At 44.1% G+C, this 14,574-nt stretch carries 10 protein-coding genes, 10 tRNA genes, 1 rRNA gene and 1 pseudogene; 20 read left to right on the forward strand and 2 right to left on the reverse strand.

Annotation, left to right across the window (positions count from 1 at the left end; translation table 11 throughout):
- From rrf to C1G57_RS08175, 18 genes and pseudogenes are all read left to right on the forward strand, one after another.
- Nucleotides 1-109 (forward strand): 5S ribosomal RNA (rrf, locus tag C1G57_RS08085); the annotation flags it as partial.
- 5 nt (nt 110-114) lie between these two features.
- A tRNA-Asn gene (locus C1G57_RS08090) sits at nt 115-187 on the forward strand.
- Between the two features lie 23 nt (nt 188-210).
- A tRNA-Glu gene (locus C1G57_RS08095) sits at nt 211-282 on the forward strand.
- Between the two features lie 7 nt (nt 283-289).
- Nucleotides 290-379 (forward strand) — tRNA-Ser (locus tag C1G57_RS08100).
- A gap of 9 nt (nt 380-388) precedes the next feature.
- Nucleotides 389-462, forward strand: a tRNA-Met gene (locus C1G57_RS08105).
- 9 nt (nt 463-471) lie between these two features.
- A tRNA-Phe gene (locus tag C1G57_RS08110) sits at nt 472-544 on the forward strand.
- Between the two features lie 15 nt (nt 545-559).
- Nucleotides 560-640, forward strand: a tRNA-Tyr gene (locus C1G57_RS08115).
- A gap of 7 nt (nt 641-647) precedes the next feature.
- A tRNA-Trp gene (locus tag C1G57_RS08120) sits at nt 648-718 on the forward strand.
- A gap of 8 nt (nt 719-726) precedes the next feature.
- A tRNA-His gene (locus C1G57_RS08125) sits at nt 727-799 on the forward strand.
- A gap of 11 nt (nt 800-810) precedes the next feature.
- Nucleotides 811-882 (forward strand) — tRNA-Gln (locus tag C1G57_RS08130).
- An 11-nt stretch (nt 883-893) separates the two neighbouring features.
- Nucleotides 894-977 (forward strand) — tRNA-Leu (locus C1G57_RS08135).
- A gap of 236 nt (nt 978-1,213) precedes the next feature.
- Nucleotides 1,214-1,594 (forward strand): annotated as a pseudogene (tnpA, locus tag C1G57_RS08145) (IS200/IS605 family transposase); the annotation flags it as partial.
- 314 nt (nt 1,595-1,908) lie between these two features.
- On the forward strand, nt 1,909-2,352 hold the full coding sequence (locus C1G57_RS08150) for a zinc-dependent MarR family transcriptional regulator (protein WP_105114488.1): 444 nt from the start codon (nt 1,909-1,911) through the stop codon (nt 2,350-2,352).
- The gene (locus C1G57_RS08155) at nt 2,353-3,063 is read left to right on the forward strand and encodes a metal ABC transporter ATP-binding protein (RefSeq protein WP_105114489.1); all 711 of its coding nucleotides are present in this window, start codon (nt 2,353-2,355) and stop codon (nt 3,061-3,063) included. It abuts the gene before it with no gap.
- Complete coding sequence (locus C1G57_RS08160) at nt 3,056-3,868, forward strand: metal ABC transporter permease (RefSeq protein ID WP_105114490.1); 813 nt, start codon at nt 3,056-3,058, stop codon at nt 3,866-3,868. The genes C1G57_RS08155 and C1G57_RS08160 overlap by 8 nt, the downstream gene beginning before the upstream one ends.
- 8 nt (nt 3,869-3,876) lie before the next feature.
- On the forward strand, nt 3,877-5,391 hold the full coding sequence (locus tag C1G57_RS08165) for a zinc ABC transporter substrate-binding protein AdcA (RefSeq protein ID WP_105114491.1): 1,515 nt from the start codon (nt 3,877-3,879) through the stop codon (nt 5,389-5,391).
- Nucleotides 5,392-5,491: 100 nt separating this feature from the next.
- Entirely contained in the window at nt 5,492-5,938 is a 447-nt protein-coding gene (locus C1G57_RS08170) for a CopY/TcrY family copper transport repressor (protein ID WP_161941133.1), read from the forward strand.
- Nucleotides 5,935-6,144, forward strand: a complete 210-nt coding sequence (locus tag C1G57_RS08175; protein ID WP_105114493.1) for a heavy-metal-associated domain-containing protein — start codon at nt 5,935-5,937, stop codon at nt 6,142-6,144. Before C1G57_RS08170 ends, C1G57_RS08175 begins: the two co-directional genes overlap by 4 nt.
- Nucleotides 6,145-6,171: 27 nt before the next feature.
- Here C1G57_RS08175 and C1G57_RS08180 read toward each other — a convergent pair whose 3' ends face one another.
- Nucleotides 6,172-6,549 (reverse strand): HIT family protein, encoded by a 378-nt coding sequence (locus C1G57_RS08180; RefSeq protein WP_105114494.1) that lies wholly within the window; start codon nt 6,547-6,549, stop codon nt 6,172-6,174.
- Nucleotides 6,550-6,605: 56 nt separating this feature from the next.
- Entirely contained in the window at nt 6,606-7,862 is a 1,257-nt protein-coding gene (gene tyrS / locus C1G57_RS08185; RefSeq protein WP_105114495.1) for a tyrosine--tRNA ligase, read from the reverse strand.
- A 156-nt stretch (nt 7,863-8,018) separates the two neighbouring features.
- On the opposite strand from tyrS, the gene pbp1b reads away from it, so the two are divergent.
- Nucleotides 8,019-10,379, forward strand: a complete 2,361-nt coding sequence (gene pbp1b, locus C1G57_RS08190; protein WP_105114496.1) for a penicillin-binding protein PBP1B — start codon at nt 8,019-8,021, stop codon at nt 10,377-10,379.
- 476 nt (nt 10,380-10,855) lie between these two features.
- On the forward strand, nt 10,856-14,428 hold the full coding sequence (gene rpoB / locus C1G57_RS08200) for a DNA-directed RNA polymerase subunit beta (protein ID WP_105114517.1): 3,573 nt from the start codon (nt 10,856-10,858) through the stop codon (nt 14,426-14,428).
- Nucleotides 14,429-14,574 lie beyond the last annotated feature (146 nt).

Below are 14,574 nucleotides of genomic sequence, written 5' to 3' on the forward strand. Positions count from 1 at the left end.
ACGATAGCCTAGGAGATACACCTGTACCCATGCCGAACACAGCAGTTAAGCCCTAGAACGCCTGAAGTAGTTGGGGGTTGCCCCCTGTGAGATACGGTAGTCGCTTAGCGCAATTCCGCCATAGCTCAGTTGGTAGAGCGCATGACTGTTAATCATGATGTCACAGGTTCGAGCCCTGTTGGCGGAGTAAAGAGAAATCTTTAGTTATATGGTCCGTTGGTCAAGGGGTTAAGACACCGCCTTTTCACGGCGGTAACACGGGTTCGAATCCCGTACGGACTATATTTTTGGAGGATTACCCAAGTCCGGCTGAAGGGAACGGTCTTGAAAACCGTCAGGCGTGTAAAAGCGTGCGTGGGTTCGAATCCCACATCCTCCTTTTTAATATCGCGGGATGGAGCAGCTAGGTAGCTCGTCGGGCTCATAACCCGAAGGTCGTAGGTTCAAATCCTGCTCCCGCAATAATCTTATGGCTCGGTAGCTCAGTTGGTAGAGCAATGGATTGAAGCTCCATGTGTCGGCGGTTCGATTCCGTCTCGCGCCATTAACTTAATATTTCGGAGAGATAGCGAAGAGGCTAAACGCGGCGGACTGTAAATCCGCTCCTTCGGGTTCGGGGGTTCGAATCCCTCTCTCTCCATACCTTTACGGGCATAGTTTAAAGGTAGAACTAAGGTCTCCAAAACCTTCAGTGTGGGTTCAATTCCTACTGCCCGTGTTTATATGGCGGGTGTGGTGAAGTGGTTAACACATCAGATTGTGGCTCTGACATTCGGGGGTTCGATTCCCCTCACTCGCCTATTTTAATATTGGGGTATCGCCAAGCGGTAAGGCAAGGGACTTTGACTCCCTCATGCGTTGGTTCGAATCCAGCTACCCCAGTTAAACTATATGCCGGCGTGGCGGAATTGGCAGACGCGCTGGACTCAAAATCCAGTGTCCGCAAGGACGTGCCGGTTCGACCCCGGCCGCCGGTATAGTTTGAAAGACAAGGTTTCTAAGCCTTGTCTTTTTAGTTCCGGCTCTTTGTCAACTGTAGTGGGTAGATGAAAAGCTAACACCTAGAGAGGACGAACTTCGTTCTCTCTTTCTTTATCTCTTTCCTATTTTCAGGAGATAAGCTGAAAAGGGCTATCCCCAGCCCTTTTCACTGTTCAAAGCAATCAAAATGCGTTTTTTAAAGTTTTTATCTTCCTGAAACCAAAGGCATTTCTCTTTCGGAAAGATTATCCGAGATTTGTGTGAGCGAAAAGTTGTCACTATCCATGAAGCTAATGCTTGCCCTGATCATATCCACATGTTAGTTAGTATTCTACCCAAAATGAGTGTTTCCAGTTTTATGGGCTATTTAAAAGGCAAGAGTAGTTTAATGATTTTCGACAAACATGTCAATCTGAAATATAGGTATGGTAATAGAAAGTTTTGGTGCAGAGGCTACCATGTGGATACGGTAGGACGCAATCAAAAAGTGATAGCCGAATACATACAGAACCAATTACAAGAAGACAGGGGGGTAGCAGACCAGCTCACTTTGTTTGAAACGGTTGACCCATTTACAGGGGAAACCAACAGGAAAAAACTGATGGTGCTTTAGCACCTGCTTGGGAAAGTGGGGCGCGAGGAAGCTATTTCAGTGGGCCTTTGGCCCTGGCCGGAACAAGCGGCTTATAGCCGCAGAACAAACCACCAGTTCGACTGGTGGTTTTGATTCCATATGAGTTTCGTCGCTTTTCATTATAGGTCATATGGGACTTTTTTTCTACACTCGAAAAGGCTCCATAATCTCCACGGTGTTTTTACCCACTACAGTCTTATAGAGCCTTTTGTAAATACTTTTCATATTTTCCTTGTATTTTCTTTTTTTATATGATATACTTAACGGGTTAATTAAAGAGTTAAGGGAATAGTATGGATCATCTTGCTTTACAGATTGAAAAATGTTTACATGAAATTGTTTTAAGTTCTGAAAATCAGTTGGAAATTTTAGTTGGTACTTGTCAGAGTTCAGTCAAGTTAACCAATACCCAAGAGCATATCTTGATGTTGATTGAAAAGGCTGCTTATACGAACACTGAGATTGCTAAGGAATTGAATGTCAGCCAGGCTGCCATTACCAAGGCAACGAAAGCCCTGGTGTCGCAGGGGCTTCTGGTTGCTGTAAGGGATAAAAAGGATGCCCGTGTTGTACGCTTTAGTTTGACGGAAGAAGCTAAGCCAATAGCGGCTGAGCATGCCCACCATCATGTTCATACTTTAGAGGCTTATGAGGACTTGTTGTCGCATTATAGTGAGAGTGAGCAAGAAGTGATTGGTCGGTTTATGAATGATTTAGTGGAGAAGATTAGAAGATAGATGAGATATGTTACTGTGGAGGATTTGTCCTTCTATTATGATAAAGAACCTGTTTTGGAACATATTCATTATCACTTGGATAGTGGAGAATTTGTGACCTTAACAGGAGAAAACGGGGCTGCTAAGACAACCTTGATAAAGGCTACTTTGGGTATTTTGAAGCCTAGATTTGGAAAAGTGACCTTTGCAGAGAAAAGTATAAAAGGGAAGAAGTTGCGCATGGCTTATTTGCCCCAGCAGATTGCGAGTTTTAATGCTGGTTTTCCTAGTACTGTTTATGAATTTGTCAAGTCTGGTCGCTATCCGCGACAAGGTTGGTTTCGTAGACTGACTGCACATGACGAGGAGCATATTCGAATTAGTTTGGAAGCAGTTGGTATGTGGGAACACAGGGATAAAAAACTTGGTTCTTTGAGTGGTGGGCAGAAACAGCGTGCGGTCATTGCTCGGATGTTCGCTTCGGATCCAGATATTTTTATCTTGGATGAACCGACAACGGGGATGGATGCTGGAACCAAGGATGCTTTTTATCAACTGATGCATCATTCGGCTAAAAAGCATGGGAAGGCTGTTTTGATGATTACCCATGATCCTGATGAGTTAAGTCAGTATGCGGATCGCAATATTCATCTGGTGCGAGATCAGCAATCTCCTTGGCGTTGCTTCAATGTTCATGATGCGGAATTAGAAACGGAGGTAGACCATGTTTGATCTGTCTATTTTCCAATATGATTTCATGCAACGTGCCTTTCTGGCTATTATTGCTATGAGCCTGTTCTCGCCAATTCTAGGTGTCTTTCTTATCTTGCGTAGGCAAAGTTTGATGTCAGATACCCTCAGTCACGTTTCCTTGGCCGGTGTGGCTTTTGGTCTGGTTTTGGGGATTTCACCGACACTTTCAACGGTACTGATTGTCATTGTGGCGGCTGTATTTCTGGAATACCTGCGGACCATTTACAAGAACTTTATGGAAATCGGGACGGCTATCCTTATGTCGACTGGTTTGGCTATTTCCTTGATTGTCATGAATAAGTCGGGTGGGAAGTCGGGGCTTAGTCTGGAACAGTATCTCTTTGGTTCCATAGTGACAATTAGTCAGGAACAGGTGCTTGCCTTGTTTACCATCGCCTTGATTGTTATTGTCTTGACCTTGCTATTTTTAAGGCCCATGTATATCTTGACCTTTGATGAAGATACGGCTTTTGTAGATGGCCTGCCAGTACGTGCTATGTCGATTGACTTTAATGTGGTGACCGGTGTTGCCATTGCTCTCATGATTCCTGCTGCTGGTGCTCTTCTGGTGTCAACCATTATGGTATTGCCGGCCTCTATTGCGCTTCGGCTAGGAAAGAGTTTTAAGGCGGTTATCTTTATTGGTATGGCTGTAGGCTTTTTGGGTATGGTGACAGGCTTACTGACATCCTACTATGCTGAAACGCCAGCTAGTGCCAGTATTACCTTAATTTTCATTAGTATTTTCTTACTGGTGAATATGTTTCAGAAATTAAAGAAATAGGAGTATTTATGAAAAAATTTGGTTTATTTTTATTATCTGCTTCAACCCTGCTCTTAGCAGCTTGTGGCAATAGCACAGCTCCTCAGGAAGATGGGAAATTGGATATCGTTACTACTTTTTATCCTGTTTATGAGTTTACCAAACAAGTAGCAGGTGACGAAGCCAATGTTGATTTGTTGGTTAAAGCAGGAACAGAAGTCCATGGTTATGAGCCGTCTGCCAAAGATATTGCTCGTATTCAAGAAGCAGATGCCTTTGTCTATGAAAATGAAAACATGGAGACCTGGGTCCACGATATCGAAGATTCGATTGATACGGAAAAGGTTGCGGTTATTAGTGCGACGGAGGGGATGTTGCTCTTGCCAGGTGGAGAAGAGGAACACGAGGGACACGATCATAGTGAGGAAGGGCATAGCCATGCTTATGATCCGCATGTCTGGCTATCTCCAGAACGTGCCATTACCTTGGTTGAAACCATTCGGGATGGGTTGATTGCTCAGTATCCTGACAAAAAAGCTGTTTTTGAAGAAAATGCGATAGCCTATATTGAAAAGTTGACTGACTTGGATGCCAAGTATTTTGAAACTCTATCTGCAGCAAAACAAAAATACTTCGTAACCCAGCACACCGCCTTTGCTTACTTGGCTTTGGACTACGGTTTGAAACAAGTTTCGATCACAGGAGTTTCTGCCGATGAAGACCCAACTCCAACTCGTTTGGCAGAATTGACAAACTATATCAAACAGTATGGTGTCAAGTATATCTATTTTGAAGAAAATGCGTCAAAATCGGTAGCTGAAACACTTGCCAAGGAAACGGGAGTTCAACTGGATGTCTTAAATCCGCTTGAAAGCTTGACAGATGAAGCGATGAAAAACGGGGAAGATTATATCTCTGTGATGGAAGATAATTTGACGGCACTTGAGAAAACGACTTCTCAGGCGGGTGTTGAAATCTTGCCAGAAGAGGGAGAAGTAACAACCAAAACAGTCTACAATGGCTACTTTGAAGACAGTGCTGTTAAAGATCGCACTCTATCAGATTATGTTGGTGAGTGGCAGTCAGTTTACCCATATTTGCTTGATGGAACGTTTGATCAGGTTTGGGACTATAAGGCCAAGCTCAAGGGTGGTATGACAGCTGAAGAGTACAAGGCTTATTACGATACAGGCTACAAAACAGATGTTGATCAAATTAACATTACAGATAATACAATGGAATTTGTAGTGGGAGATAAGTCTTATAAGTACACTTACAAGTATGTTGGGTATGAGATTTTGACCTATAAGAAAGGTAACCGTGGCGTTCGTTTCTTGTTTGAAGCAACAGATGCCGATGCTGGCGACTACAAGTATGTGCAATTCAGCGACCACAATATCGCACCTGTCAAAACAGGTCACTTCCATATCTACTTTGGTGGAGAGAGCCAAGAAAAACTTTTGGAAGAATTGGAAAACTGGCCGACTTACTATCCAGTTGGTTTGACTGGTTATGAAATTGCTCAGGAAATGCTGGCTCACTAATATGAAAAACGACCGAGTATCTTGCTCGATCGTTTTTCTTGACAATTTTTGACTACAAATGTAAACTAAAATTAGAAAATGATTGTTGGGAGGTGAATGTGTGGAGCAGACGATTTCTGCTGCGGAGTGGCAGGTCATGCGGGTCTTGTGGGCCCAGCCTGGTGCGACTTCTCAGGAAATTATTCAGGCCTTGCAGGAAGGTTTTGACTGGCAGGCGACGACCATTAAGACACTCTTGGGGCGGCTGCGGAAGAAAAACTATCTGAGAATGGCTAAGGAAACTAGTAAGTACCACTACTATCCGCTGATCAGTGAAGAGGAACATTTGCAGGGGCAGGTGGAGCTCCTACTAGCTACCATATGTTCTACAAAACAGGGGCAACTGGTTGAAAAACTGCTAGACACAGGGACATTTTCCAAAAAAAGCCTTGAAAATCTAGCCAGCAAAATCTCGCAGCTACAAAAGACCGCACCCGAGCAAATCGCTTGTCGGTGCTTGGCGGGGCAATGTACTTGTGGGCATCATACAAAAGGAGAAAGAACATGAAGCAAACTTTGAAATTGAAAAACTTATCGTGCCAAAACTGTGTCAAGCACGTGACCAATCACCTCTTGGACTTGGACGGGGTGGAAGAGGTGAACATCCTGCTGGATCGGCAGTTGGCGGAGGTGGAAACCTCTGTGGCCTATGATTTGGAAGAGTACCAAGAGGTGCTGGAAGATACGATCTATGAAGTGGAAGAGTTGATATAAGCGAAAAAGCAGCCGTCGGGCTGCTTTTTATAATGCTTTGAGAAAGGCGTTCAGGTCTAGTTGCACTTGTGCAAGTGACATCTGGTCCCAGAATCCGTCTTCTTGAAGGCGTGGAATCAGGTGGACATGGAAGTGGGTGCCAGCATCAAACAAGCGGTCGTTGCAAGCTATGGTCACGCCGTCAATCGCCAATGTTTGATAGAGTTTCTCAGTCAAAAAGACTTCTAAGTCCGACAGTTCATAGCGAATAGTTGAAGGGATTTGGCTGAGCGTGTCATAGTGTCCCTTGCTGATAATCAGAAGATGTCCTGTTTGAATAGGGTCAATATCCCAGACGATCATGAAATGCTCTGTCTGGTAGAGAATATCTTCTTCTTTGAGTTGGTGGCAAAAAATGCAGGTCATGTCTTTTCTCCTAGGTTAGCAGAAAAGGAAATCACATAGGATTTCCTTGGGAGATGTTAATAAGTCAGCACCGAATACTTTTTCTTCCCACGGCGGATAACGGTTAACTCGCCGTCGATCTTGTCGCTGTCAGAAAGAGTGTAGTTCAAGTCCTGCACACGCTCACCGTTGACATAGATGGCACCATTTGCTACGTCTTCACGAGCTTGGCGTTTTGAGTTGACAATACCAGAGGTAACCAAGAGTTCAACGATGTTTAGGTTGTCTTCAGCCTGTACAGCGTAGTTTGGAACGTTGCTGAGGCCCTGCTTGAGCTCTTTTGCGGACAGGTTTTTGATATTGCCAGCGAATAATTGCTCGGTGATGTTAAGGGCTTGGTTATAGGCTTCTTCACCGTGGACCAATGTCACGACTTCCTTAGCCAAAATCTTCTGAGCTAGGCGTTCATGACGGGCAGCGTCAAATTTTTCTTCAATCTCAGCAATCTCATCCAATGACAAGAAAGTAAAGATTTTCAAGAAACGAACGGCATCGTCGTCCATGACATTGAGCCAGAATTGGTACATTTCATAGGGAGAAGTCTTGTTGGCATCCAACCAAACAGCGTTGCCTTCTGATTTACCAAACTTCTTACCAGTAGAGTCAGTGATAAGTGGGACAGTCATGACGTGACCAGACTTGTCAGCCTTGCGGCGAAGCAATTCAGTGCCTGCTGTCATGTTGCCCCACTGGTCAGAGCCGCCGATTTGCAGGGTTACATTGTGCTTGTCATTGAGTTCGTAGAAGTCATAGCCCTGCATGATTTGGTAGGCAAACTCGGTGTAGGAAATCCCTGTCTCAATCCGTTTTTTCACAGAGTCCTTGCTCATCATGTAGTTGACCGTGTAGTATTTGCCGACATCGCGGAGGAAGTCGATAAAGCTGATGTCTGAGAACCAGTCGTAGTTGTTGACCATTTCAGCCTTGTTGTCACCATTTTCAAAATCCAAGAAGCGAGAAAGCTGTCCTTGGATTTTATCAACCCAACCGTCCACGGTGTCTTTGGTCTGCAAGCTGCGCTCCGCATCCTTGAAGGAAGGGTCGCCAATCAGACCAGTAGCTCCACCAACTAGAGCGTAAGGCTTGTGCCCTGCTAATTGCAAGTGACGGCAGACGAGGATTGGTACCAAATGCCCCAAATGCAGGCTGTCGGCAGTTGGGTCGTAGCCAGAATAATAGGATACTTGCCCTTCCGTTAATGCTTTTACTAGGGCTTCTTCATCAGTCGTTTGAAAGACCAAGCCACGTGCTTTTAGTTCTTCAAAAATGTTCATGTGTTTCTCCTTAATAAGATAGGGTGTGTCAAGAAAGAAAATGAAATTCATTTTTCTCTCCAAGACAACTTATTATCATAAAAATTCCTCCCTATTATACCACGAAATTGTGGAAAATAAACAAAATTTGGTATAATGGGAAGATAAGGAGTTACTATGACGACTAAATCAGATAAGCAAAAACATAAAGATAAATCAAATGCTCTAGGGCTGGGAGATACTTTCGGTGTTTTCCTACGCACCCTGAAATTGTTGTTTAATTCTGTGGCAGTATTGCTATTTCTGTTCGTTCTTTTTGGCGCAGGGATAGGGGTTGGTTTTGTTGCGAGTTTGTTTGACAAGGTTGAGGTGCCTCAGACGGAAGAATTGCTGACGCAGGTTTCGGAAGTAAGCCGTATTTCCAAAGTGGTCTATTCTGATGGTAGCCTGGTAGCCGAGGTTAATTCAGACTTGCTCCGCGTTCCAGTTGGTGCGGGTGATGTATCGGAATACCTTAAACAAGCTGTCATTGCAACAGAAGATGAAACCTTTGAAAGTCATAACGGTGTTGTGCCAAAGGCTGTTTTGCGTGCGGCATTGGGCTCGGTTGGTCTTGGGTCATCCAGTGGTGGTTCGACCTTGACTCAGCAGCTCATTAAGCAACAGTTGGTCGGGGATGCACCGACCTTCACTCGAAAGGCCAATGAGATTATTTCAGCTCTGGCCTTGGAACGCAATATGACCAAGGAAGAGATTTTGACCATCTACTTGAACGTTTCTCCATTTGGTCGAAACAATCAAGGTAGAAATATTGCAGGGGCAGAAGCTGCTGCTCAGGGTATCTTTGGTAAACCTGCCAGTGAATTGACAGTTCCTCAGGCTGCTTTTATTGCTGGTCTACCGCAAAGTCCGATTGTCTATTCCCCGTATGCCTCTGACGGTACTCGTAAGGCGGATGAGGACATGGTTTATGGTATCGAACGCTATCAAGATGTCCTCTTCAATATGTATCGTGCCTCTTTCTTAACCAAGGAAGAATACGAAACCTACAAGGCTTACGATATTAAGCAGGACTTCATTGCTCCAGCACCGGTGATGGCTGATACTAAGGATTATCTCTATTACGAGGTCATGGAAGAGGCTGAGCAAGTCATGTTTGATTATTTGGTGAAACGTGACCAGGTTTCTGAAAACGATTTGAAAAATGATGAAACAAGGACTTCTTATGAGGCGCTGGCTAAACAAGAATTAAGTCAGGGTGGCTATACGATCAAGAGTACAGTTGATAAGGGCATTTATGATACCATGCAGTCAGTTGTGGCCAATTATGGTTCAGTACTGGACAATGGGAATGCCTATGTTGAAACAGGTAGTGTGCTGATTGACAATTCCACAGGAGCTATTCTAGGTTTTGTTGGTGGTCGGGATTATGCGACTAACCAAAACAACCATGCCTTTGATACCCTGCGTTCGCCTGCTTCGACCATTAAACCTTTATTGGCTTATGGGATCGCTATTGACCAAGGTTTAATCGGTTCAGCAAGTATTTTGTCAGATTATCCAACCAATTTCTCAAGTGGCCAACCAATCATGTATGGAACCAGTCGAGGTTCGGGCATGATGAACTTGCAGACGGCAATTGATAGATCTGTAAACATTTCGGCATTCTGGACTTATAAGATGATTCAAAATGCAGGAGTTGATGCCAAAGCCTACATGGAGAAGATGAACTATCATATTCCTATGTATGATATTGAAAGTGTGCCACTCGGTGGTGGCGTTGAAATTTCGGTTTTGACCAATACCAATGCCTATCAGACCTTAGCTAATGGTGGTGTCTATCACAAACACTATATTGTTGAGAATATTACGGCTGCGGATGGAACGGTTGTTTACCAGCATGAGGCAGCTCCTGTTCAAGTCTATTCCAAGGCCACCGCAAGCATCATGAACCAACTCTTGCGCCAAGTAGTGAATTCGGGCTATACAACGACCTTCAAGAATCGGTTGAGTGGCTTAAATCCTCAGGCAGCAGCTTCGGACTTTGTCGGTAAAACGGGAACAAGTAACGAGGTAAATGACGTCTGGCTCATGTTATCAACTCCAAAAGTAACTCTGGGGACTTGGGCTGGAAATGATGATAACTCAGAAATGTATGTTTGGACAGGCTATCACAACAATTCGCAATATGTCGCTCATATGGTTAATGCGCTCTATAATGTGAATGCAGATATGTTTGCAGGTCGCTTTGAGTTGGATGGTAGCGTGATTGCTTCGAATGTTGTTGCCTCTACAGGTCAACGTGCAGGAGCAACGCAAGTAAACGGACGTCAGGTCATGATTGGTGGTGCGACGACTACTAGTTATTGGGCTAAAAATGGCGCTCCTGTTACGAGCTATAACTTTATGGTTGGAGGGACAGACAGTGACCGAGCTCAAGCCTGGAATAGTATTTTTGGCTCACAAACAACATCTAATAGTACAAACGGCAGAACAACTCCAAGTTCATCGACCTCAACCTCCAACAATAACCGCTAAAAGTGATAACAAAATGTTGCTGAAAAGCTTGCTTTTTCCAATAAAATATGATAGAATTTTATAAATAATTTGTCGTGTGTCTTGTTTGAAATCTTGTCCAAACAAGACTTGCAGCAGTTAAATCAAACTTTTTAAAGGAAGATTTAGCTGCTCTTTTTGTGTCTATGAGGGATTACATTGAGAATTGTTACTTATTCTTAAAAATTCTAAATATTCAGAAAAAGGACAAGTGTCGGTCATTTTATGGCTATTATAATTGAACTCGGGCTAAATTCGTCGGAAAAAAGCTTTGTTAGAATATTTGTTTTGCTAGCTGCTTATAACGTCGTAAACGTCTGGCCTTTCTTCGACCTTCAGTCTAGAAAGTCCTAGTCGTTCTGACGAGGGTGCGTCAGCAAAATCGAAGATTTTGGACTTACCGCTTATTTTTCTCTCGAATTTTACGTCCTCGTATCTTATTACAAAGGAGAAAACTTTTGGCAGGACATGAAGTTCAGTACGGTAAGCACCGTACCCGTCGTAGTTTTTCAAGAATCAAGGAAGTTCTTGATTTACCAAATTTGATTGAAATCCAAACGGATTCATTTAAAGATTTTCTTGACTATGGTTTGAAAGAAGTCTTTGAAGATGTACTTCCAGTATCCAACTTTACAGAAACCATGGAATTGGAATTTGTGGGTTATGAGTTGAAGCAACCAAAATACACTTTGGAAGAGGCGCGTGCACATGATGCTAACTACTCAGCTCCAATCTATGTAACCTTCCGTCTTGTGAATAAGGAAACTGGCGAGATTAAAACTCAGGAAGTTTTCTTCGGTGAGTTCCCAATCATGACTGAAATGGGTACCTTCATCATCAACGGTGCTGAACGTATCATCGTTTCTCAGTTGGTTCGTTCACCAGGTGTTTATTTCAACGATAAAGTTGATAAGAACGGTAAGGTTGGTTATGGTTCAACGGTAATCCCTAACCGTGGTGCTTGGTTGGAATTGGAAACGGACTCAAAAGATATTGCCTATACTCGTATCGACCGTACTCGTAAAATTCCATTTACAACGCTTGTACGTGCACTTGGTTTCTCAGGTGATGATGAAATCTTTGACATCTTTGGTGATAGCGAATTGGTTCGCAATACTATCGAAAAAGATATTCATAAGAACCCAGCCGACTCTCGTACAGATGAAGCCCTCAAGGAAATCTATGAACGTCTTCGTCCAGGTGAACCAAAGACGGCTGAAAGCTCTCGTAGCCTTTTGACAGCTCGTTTCTTTGACCCACGTCGTTATGACTTGGCACCAGTTGGTCGTTACAAAATCAATAAAAAACTCAACCTTCGTACTCGTTTGCTCAACCAAACGCTTGCTGAACACGTAATCAACGGTGAAACAGGTGAAATCGTCTTGGAAGCAGGTACTGTCTTGACTCGTGATGTGCTTGAAAAAGTAGAAGCACAATTTGACGAGTTGAACATTGTAGAGTACATTCCAAATGACAATGCTGTTCTTCTTGAGCCAGTTCTTTTGCAGAAATTCAAGATTGTGGCACCTAAGGATCCAGAACGTGTAGTCACTGTGATTGGTAATGCTAATCCAGCTGAAAATGTGCGTATTGTCACTCCAGCGGATATCTTGGCAGAGATGAGTTACTTCCTTAACCTTGCGGAAGGTCTTGGTCGCGTTGACGATATTGACCACTTGGGTAACCGTCGTATCCGTGCCGTTGGTGAATTGCTTGCCAACCAAGTACGTATCGGTTTGACTCGTATGGAACGTAACTTGCGTGAGCGTATGTCTGTTCAAGACAATGAAGTATTGACGCCACAACAAATCATCAATATCCGTCCTGTTACAGCCGCGATCAAAGAATTCTTTGGTTCATCTCAGTTGTCACAGTTCATGGACCAACACAACCCGCTTTCTGAGTTGTCTCACAAACGCCGTTTGTCAGCCTTGGGACCTGGTGGTTTGACTCGTGACCGTGCTGGTTATGAGGTTCGAGACGTTCACTACACCCACTATGGTCGTATGTGTCCGATTGAAACACCTGAGGGACCAAACATCGGTTTGATCAACAACTTGTCTTCTTACGGACACCTCAACAAGTATGGTTTCATCCAAACACCATACCGCAAGATTGACCGTGCAACTGGTACAGTTACCAACGAAATCGTTTGGTTGACAGCGGATGAAGAAGATGCCTACATCGTAGCACAATCAACATCACCACTTGATGAAAACAACCGTTTCGTTGATAAGATTGTAATGGGACGTCACCAAGGTAATAACCAAGAGTTCCCAGCAGATTCAGCAGATTTCATGGATGTTTCTCCTAAACAGGTAGTTGCCGTTGCGACAGCATGTATTCCTTTCTTGGAAAACGATGACTCCAACCGTGCCCTCATGGGTGCCAACATGCAACGTCAGGCTGTTCCGTTGATTGATCCAAAAGCACCTTACGTTGGTACTGGTATGGAATACCAGGCTGCCCATGACTCAGGTGCTGCGGTTATTGCCCAACACGATGGTAAGGTTGTTTACGCGGATGCAGACAAAGTTGAGGTTCGTCGTGAAGACGGTTCCTTGGATGTCTATAGCATTCAGAAATTCCGTCGTTCAAACTCAGGTACTGCCTACAACCAACGTACCCTTGTAAAATTGGGCGACATCGTAGAAAAAGGCGACTTCATCGCAGATGGGCCTTCTATGGAAAATGGGGAAATGGCTCTTGGTCAAAACCCTATCGTTGCCTACATGACCTGGGAAGGTTACAACTTCGAGGACGCGGTTATCATGTCTGAACGCCTTGTGAAAGACGATGTCTATACATCTGTTCACTTGGAAGAATATGAATCAGAAACACGCGATACCAAGTTAGGCCCTGAAGAAATTACTCGTGAAATTCCAAACGTTGGTGAAGATGCTCTTCGCAACTTGGATGAAATGGGGATTATCCGTATCGGTGCTGAAGTTAAAGAAGGCGACATCCTTGTTGGTAAAGTCACACCAAAAGGTGAAAAAGATCTTTCTGCTGAAGAGCGCCTCTTGCACGCTATCTTCGGTGATAAATCACGTGAAGTACGTGATACTTCTCTTCGTGTACCTCACGGTGCCGATGGTGTCGTTCGTGATGTGAAAATCTTTACTCGTGCCAACGGTGATGAATTGCAATCAGGTGTTAACATGTTGGTTCGTGTCTACATCGCTCAAAAACGTAAGATCAAGGTCGGAGATAAGATGGCCGGTCGTCACGGTAACAAGGGTGTCGTTTCACGTATTGTACCGGTTGAGGATATGCCATATCTTCCAGACGGAACACCAGTTGACATCATGTTGAACCCACTTGGGGTGCCATCACGTATGAACATCGGTCAGGTTATGGAACTTCACTTGGGTATGGCTGCACGCAATTTGGGTATCCACATTGCAACACCAGTTTTCGATGGTGCAAGTTCAGAAGACCTCTGGTCAACTGTTAAAGAAGCAGGTATGGACTCAGATGCCAAGACCATTCTTTACGATGGCCGTACCGGTGAGCCATTTGACAACCGTGTATCTGTCGGTGTCATGTACATGATCAAGCTTCACCACATGGTTGATGATAAACTTCACGCCCGCTCAGTCGGACCATACTCACTCGTTACCCAACAGCCACTCGGAGGTAAGGCTCAGTTTGGTGGTCAGCGTTTCGGTGAGATGGAGGTTTGGGCCCTTGAAGCCTACGGTGCTTCAAACGTCCTTCAAGAAATCTTGACTTACAAGTCAGATGATGTGACAGGCCGTCTGAAAGCCTATGAAGCCATCACCAAAGGTAAACCAATTCCAAAACCAGGTGTTCCAGAATCATTCCGCGTTCTTGTCAAAGAATTGCAATCACTTGGTTTGGATATGCGTGTCCTTGATGAAGATAACAATGAAGTAGAATTGCGTGACCTTGATGAAGGTGAAGATGATGACATCATCCACGTAGATGATCTTGAAAAAGCACGTGCAAAAGCCGCAGCTGACGCAGCCGCAGCCTTTGCAGCAGAAGAAGCAGAAGACAAAGAATAATGAGGATGGATGGAACAAGTTGGTCCAAATCTCAGAACTGAAAGAGATAAGGACCAACGGTCTTCCACCGTCTGATTTATAGAGGAATAGCTTACCAGCTATCCATTCTGCTGATTATTGTTCAAGAATTTGAGGTATGGGAATCC

Origin of the sequence: Streptococcus suis (genome assembly GCF_002960425.1) — a bacterium.
Classification (GTDB): domain Bacteria; phylum Bacillota; class Bacilli; order Lactobacillales; family Streptococcaceae; genus Streptococcus; species Streptococcus suis_S.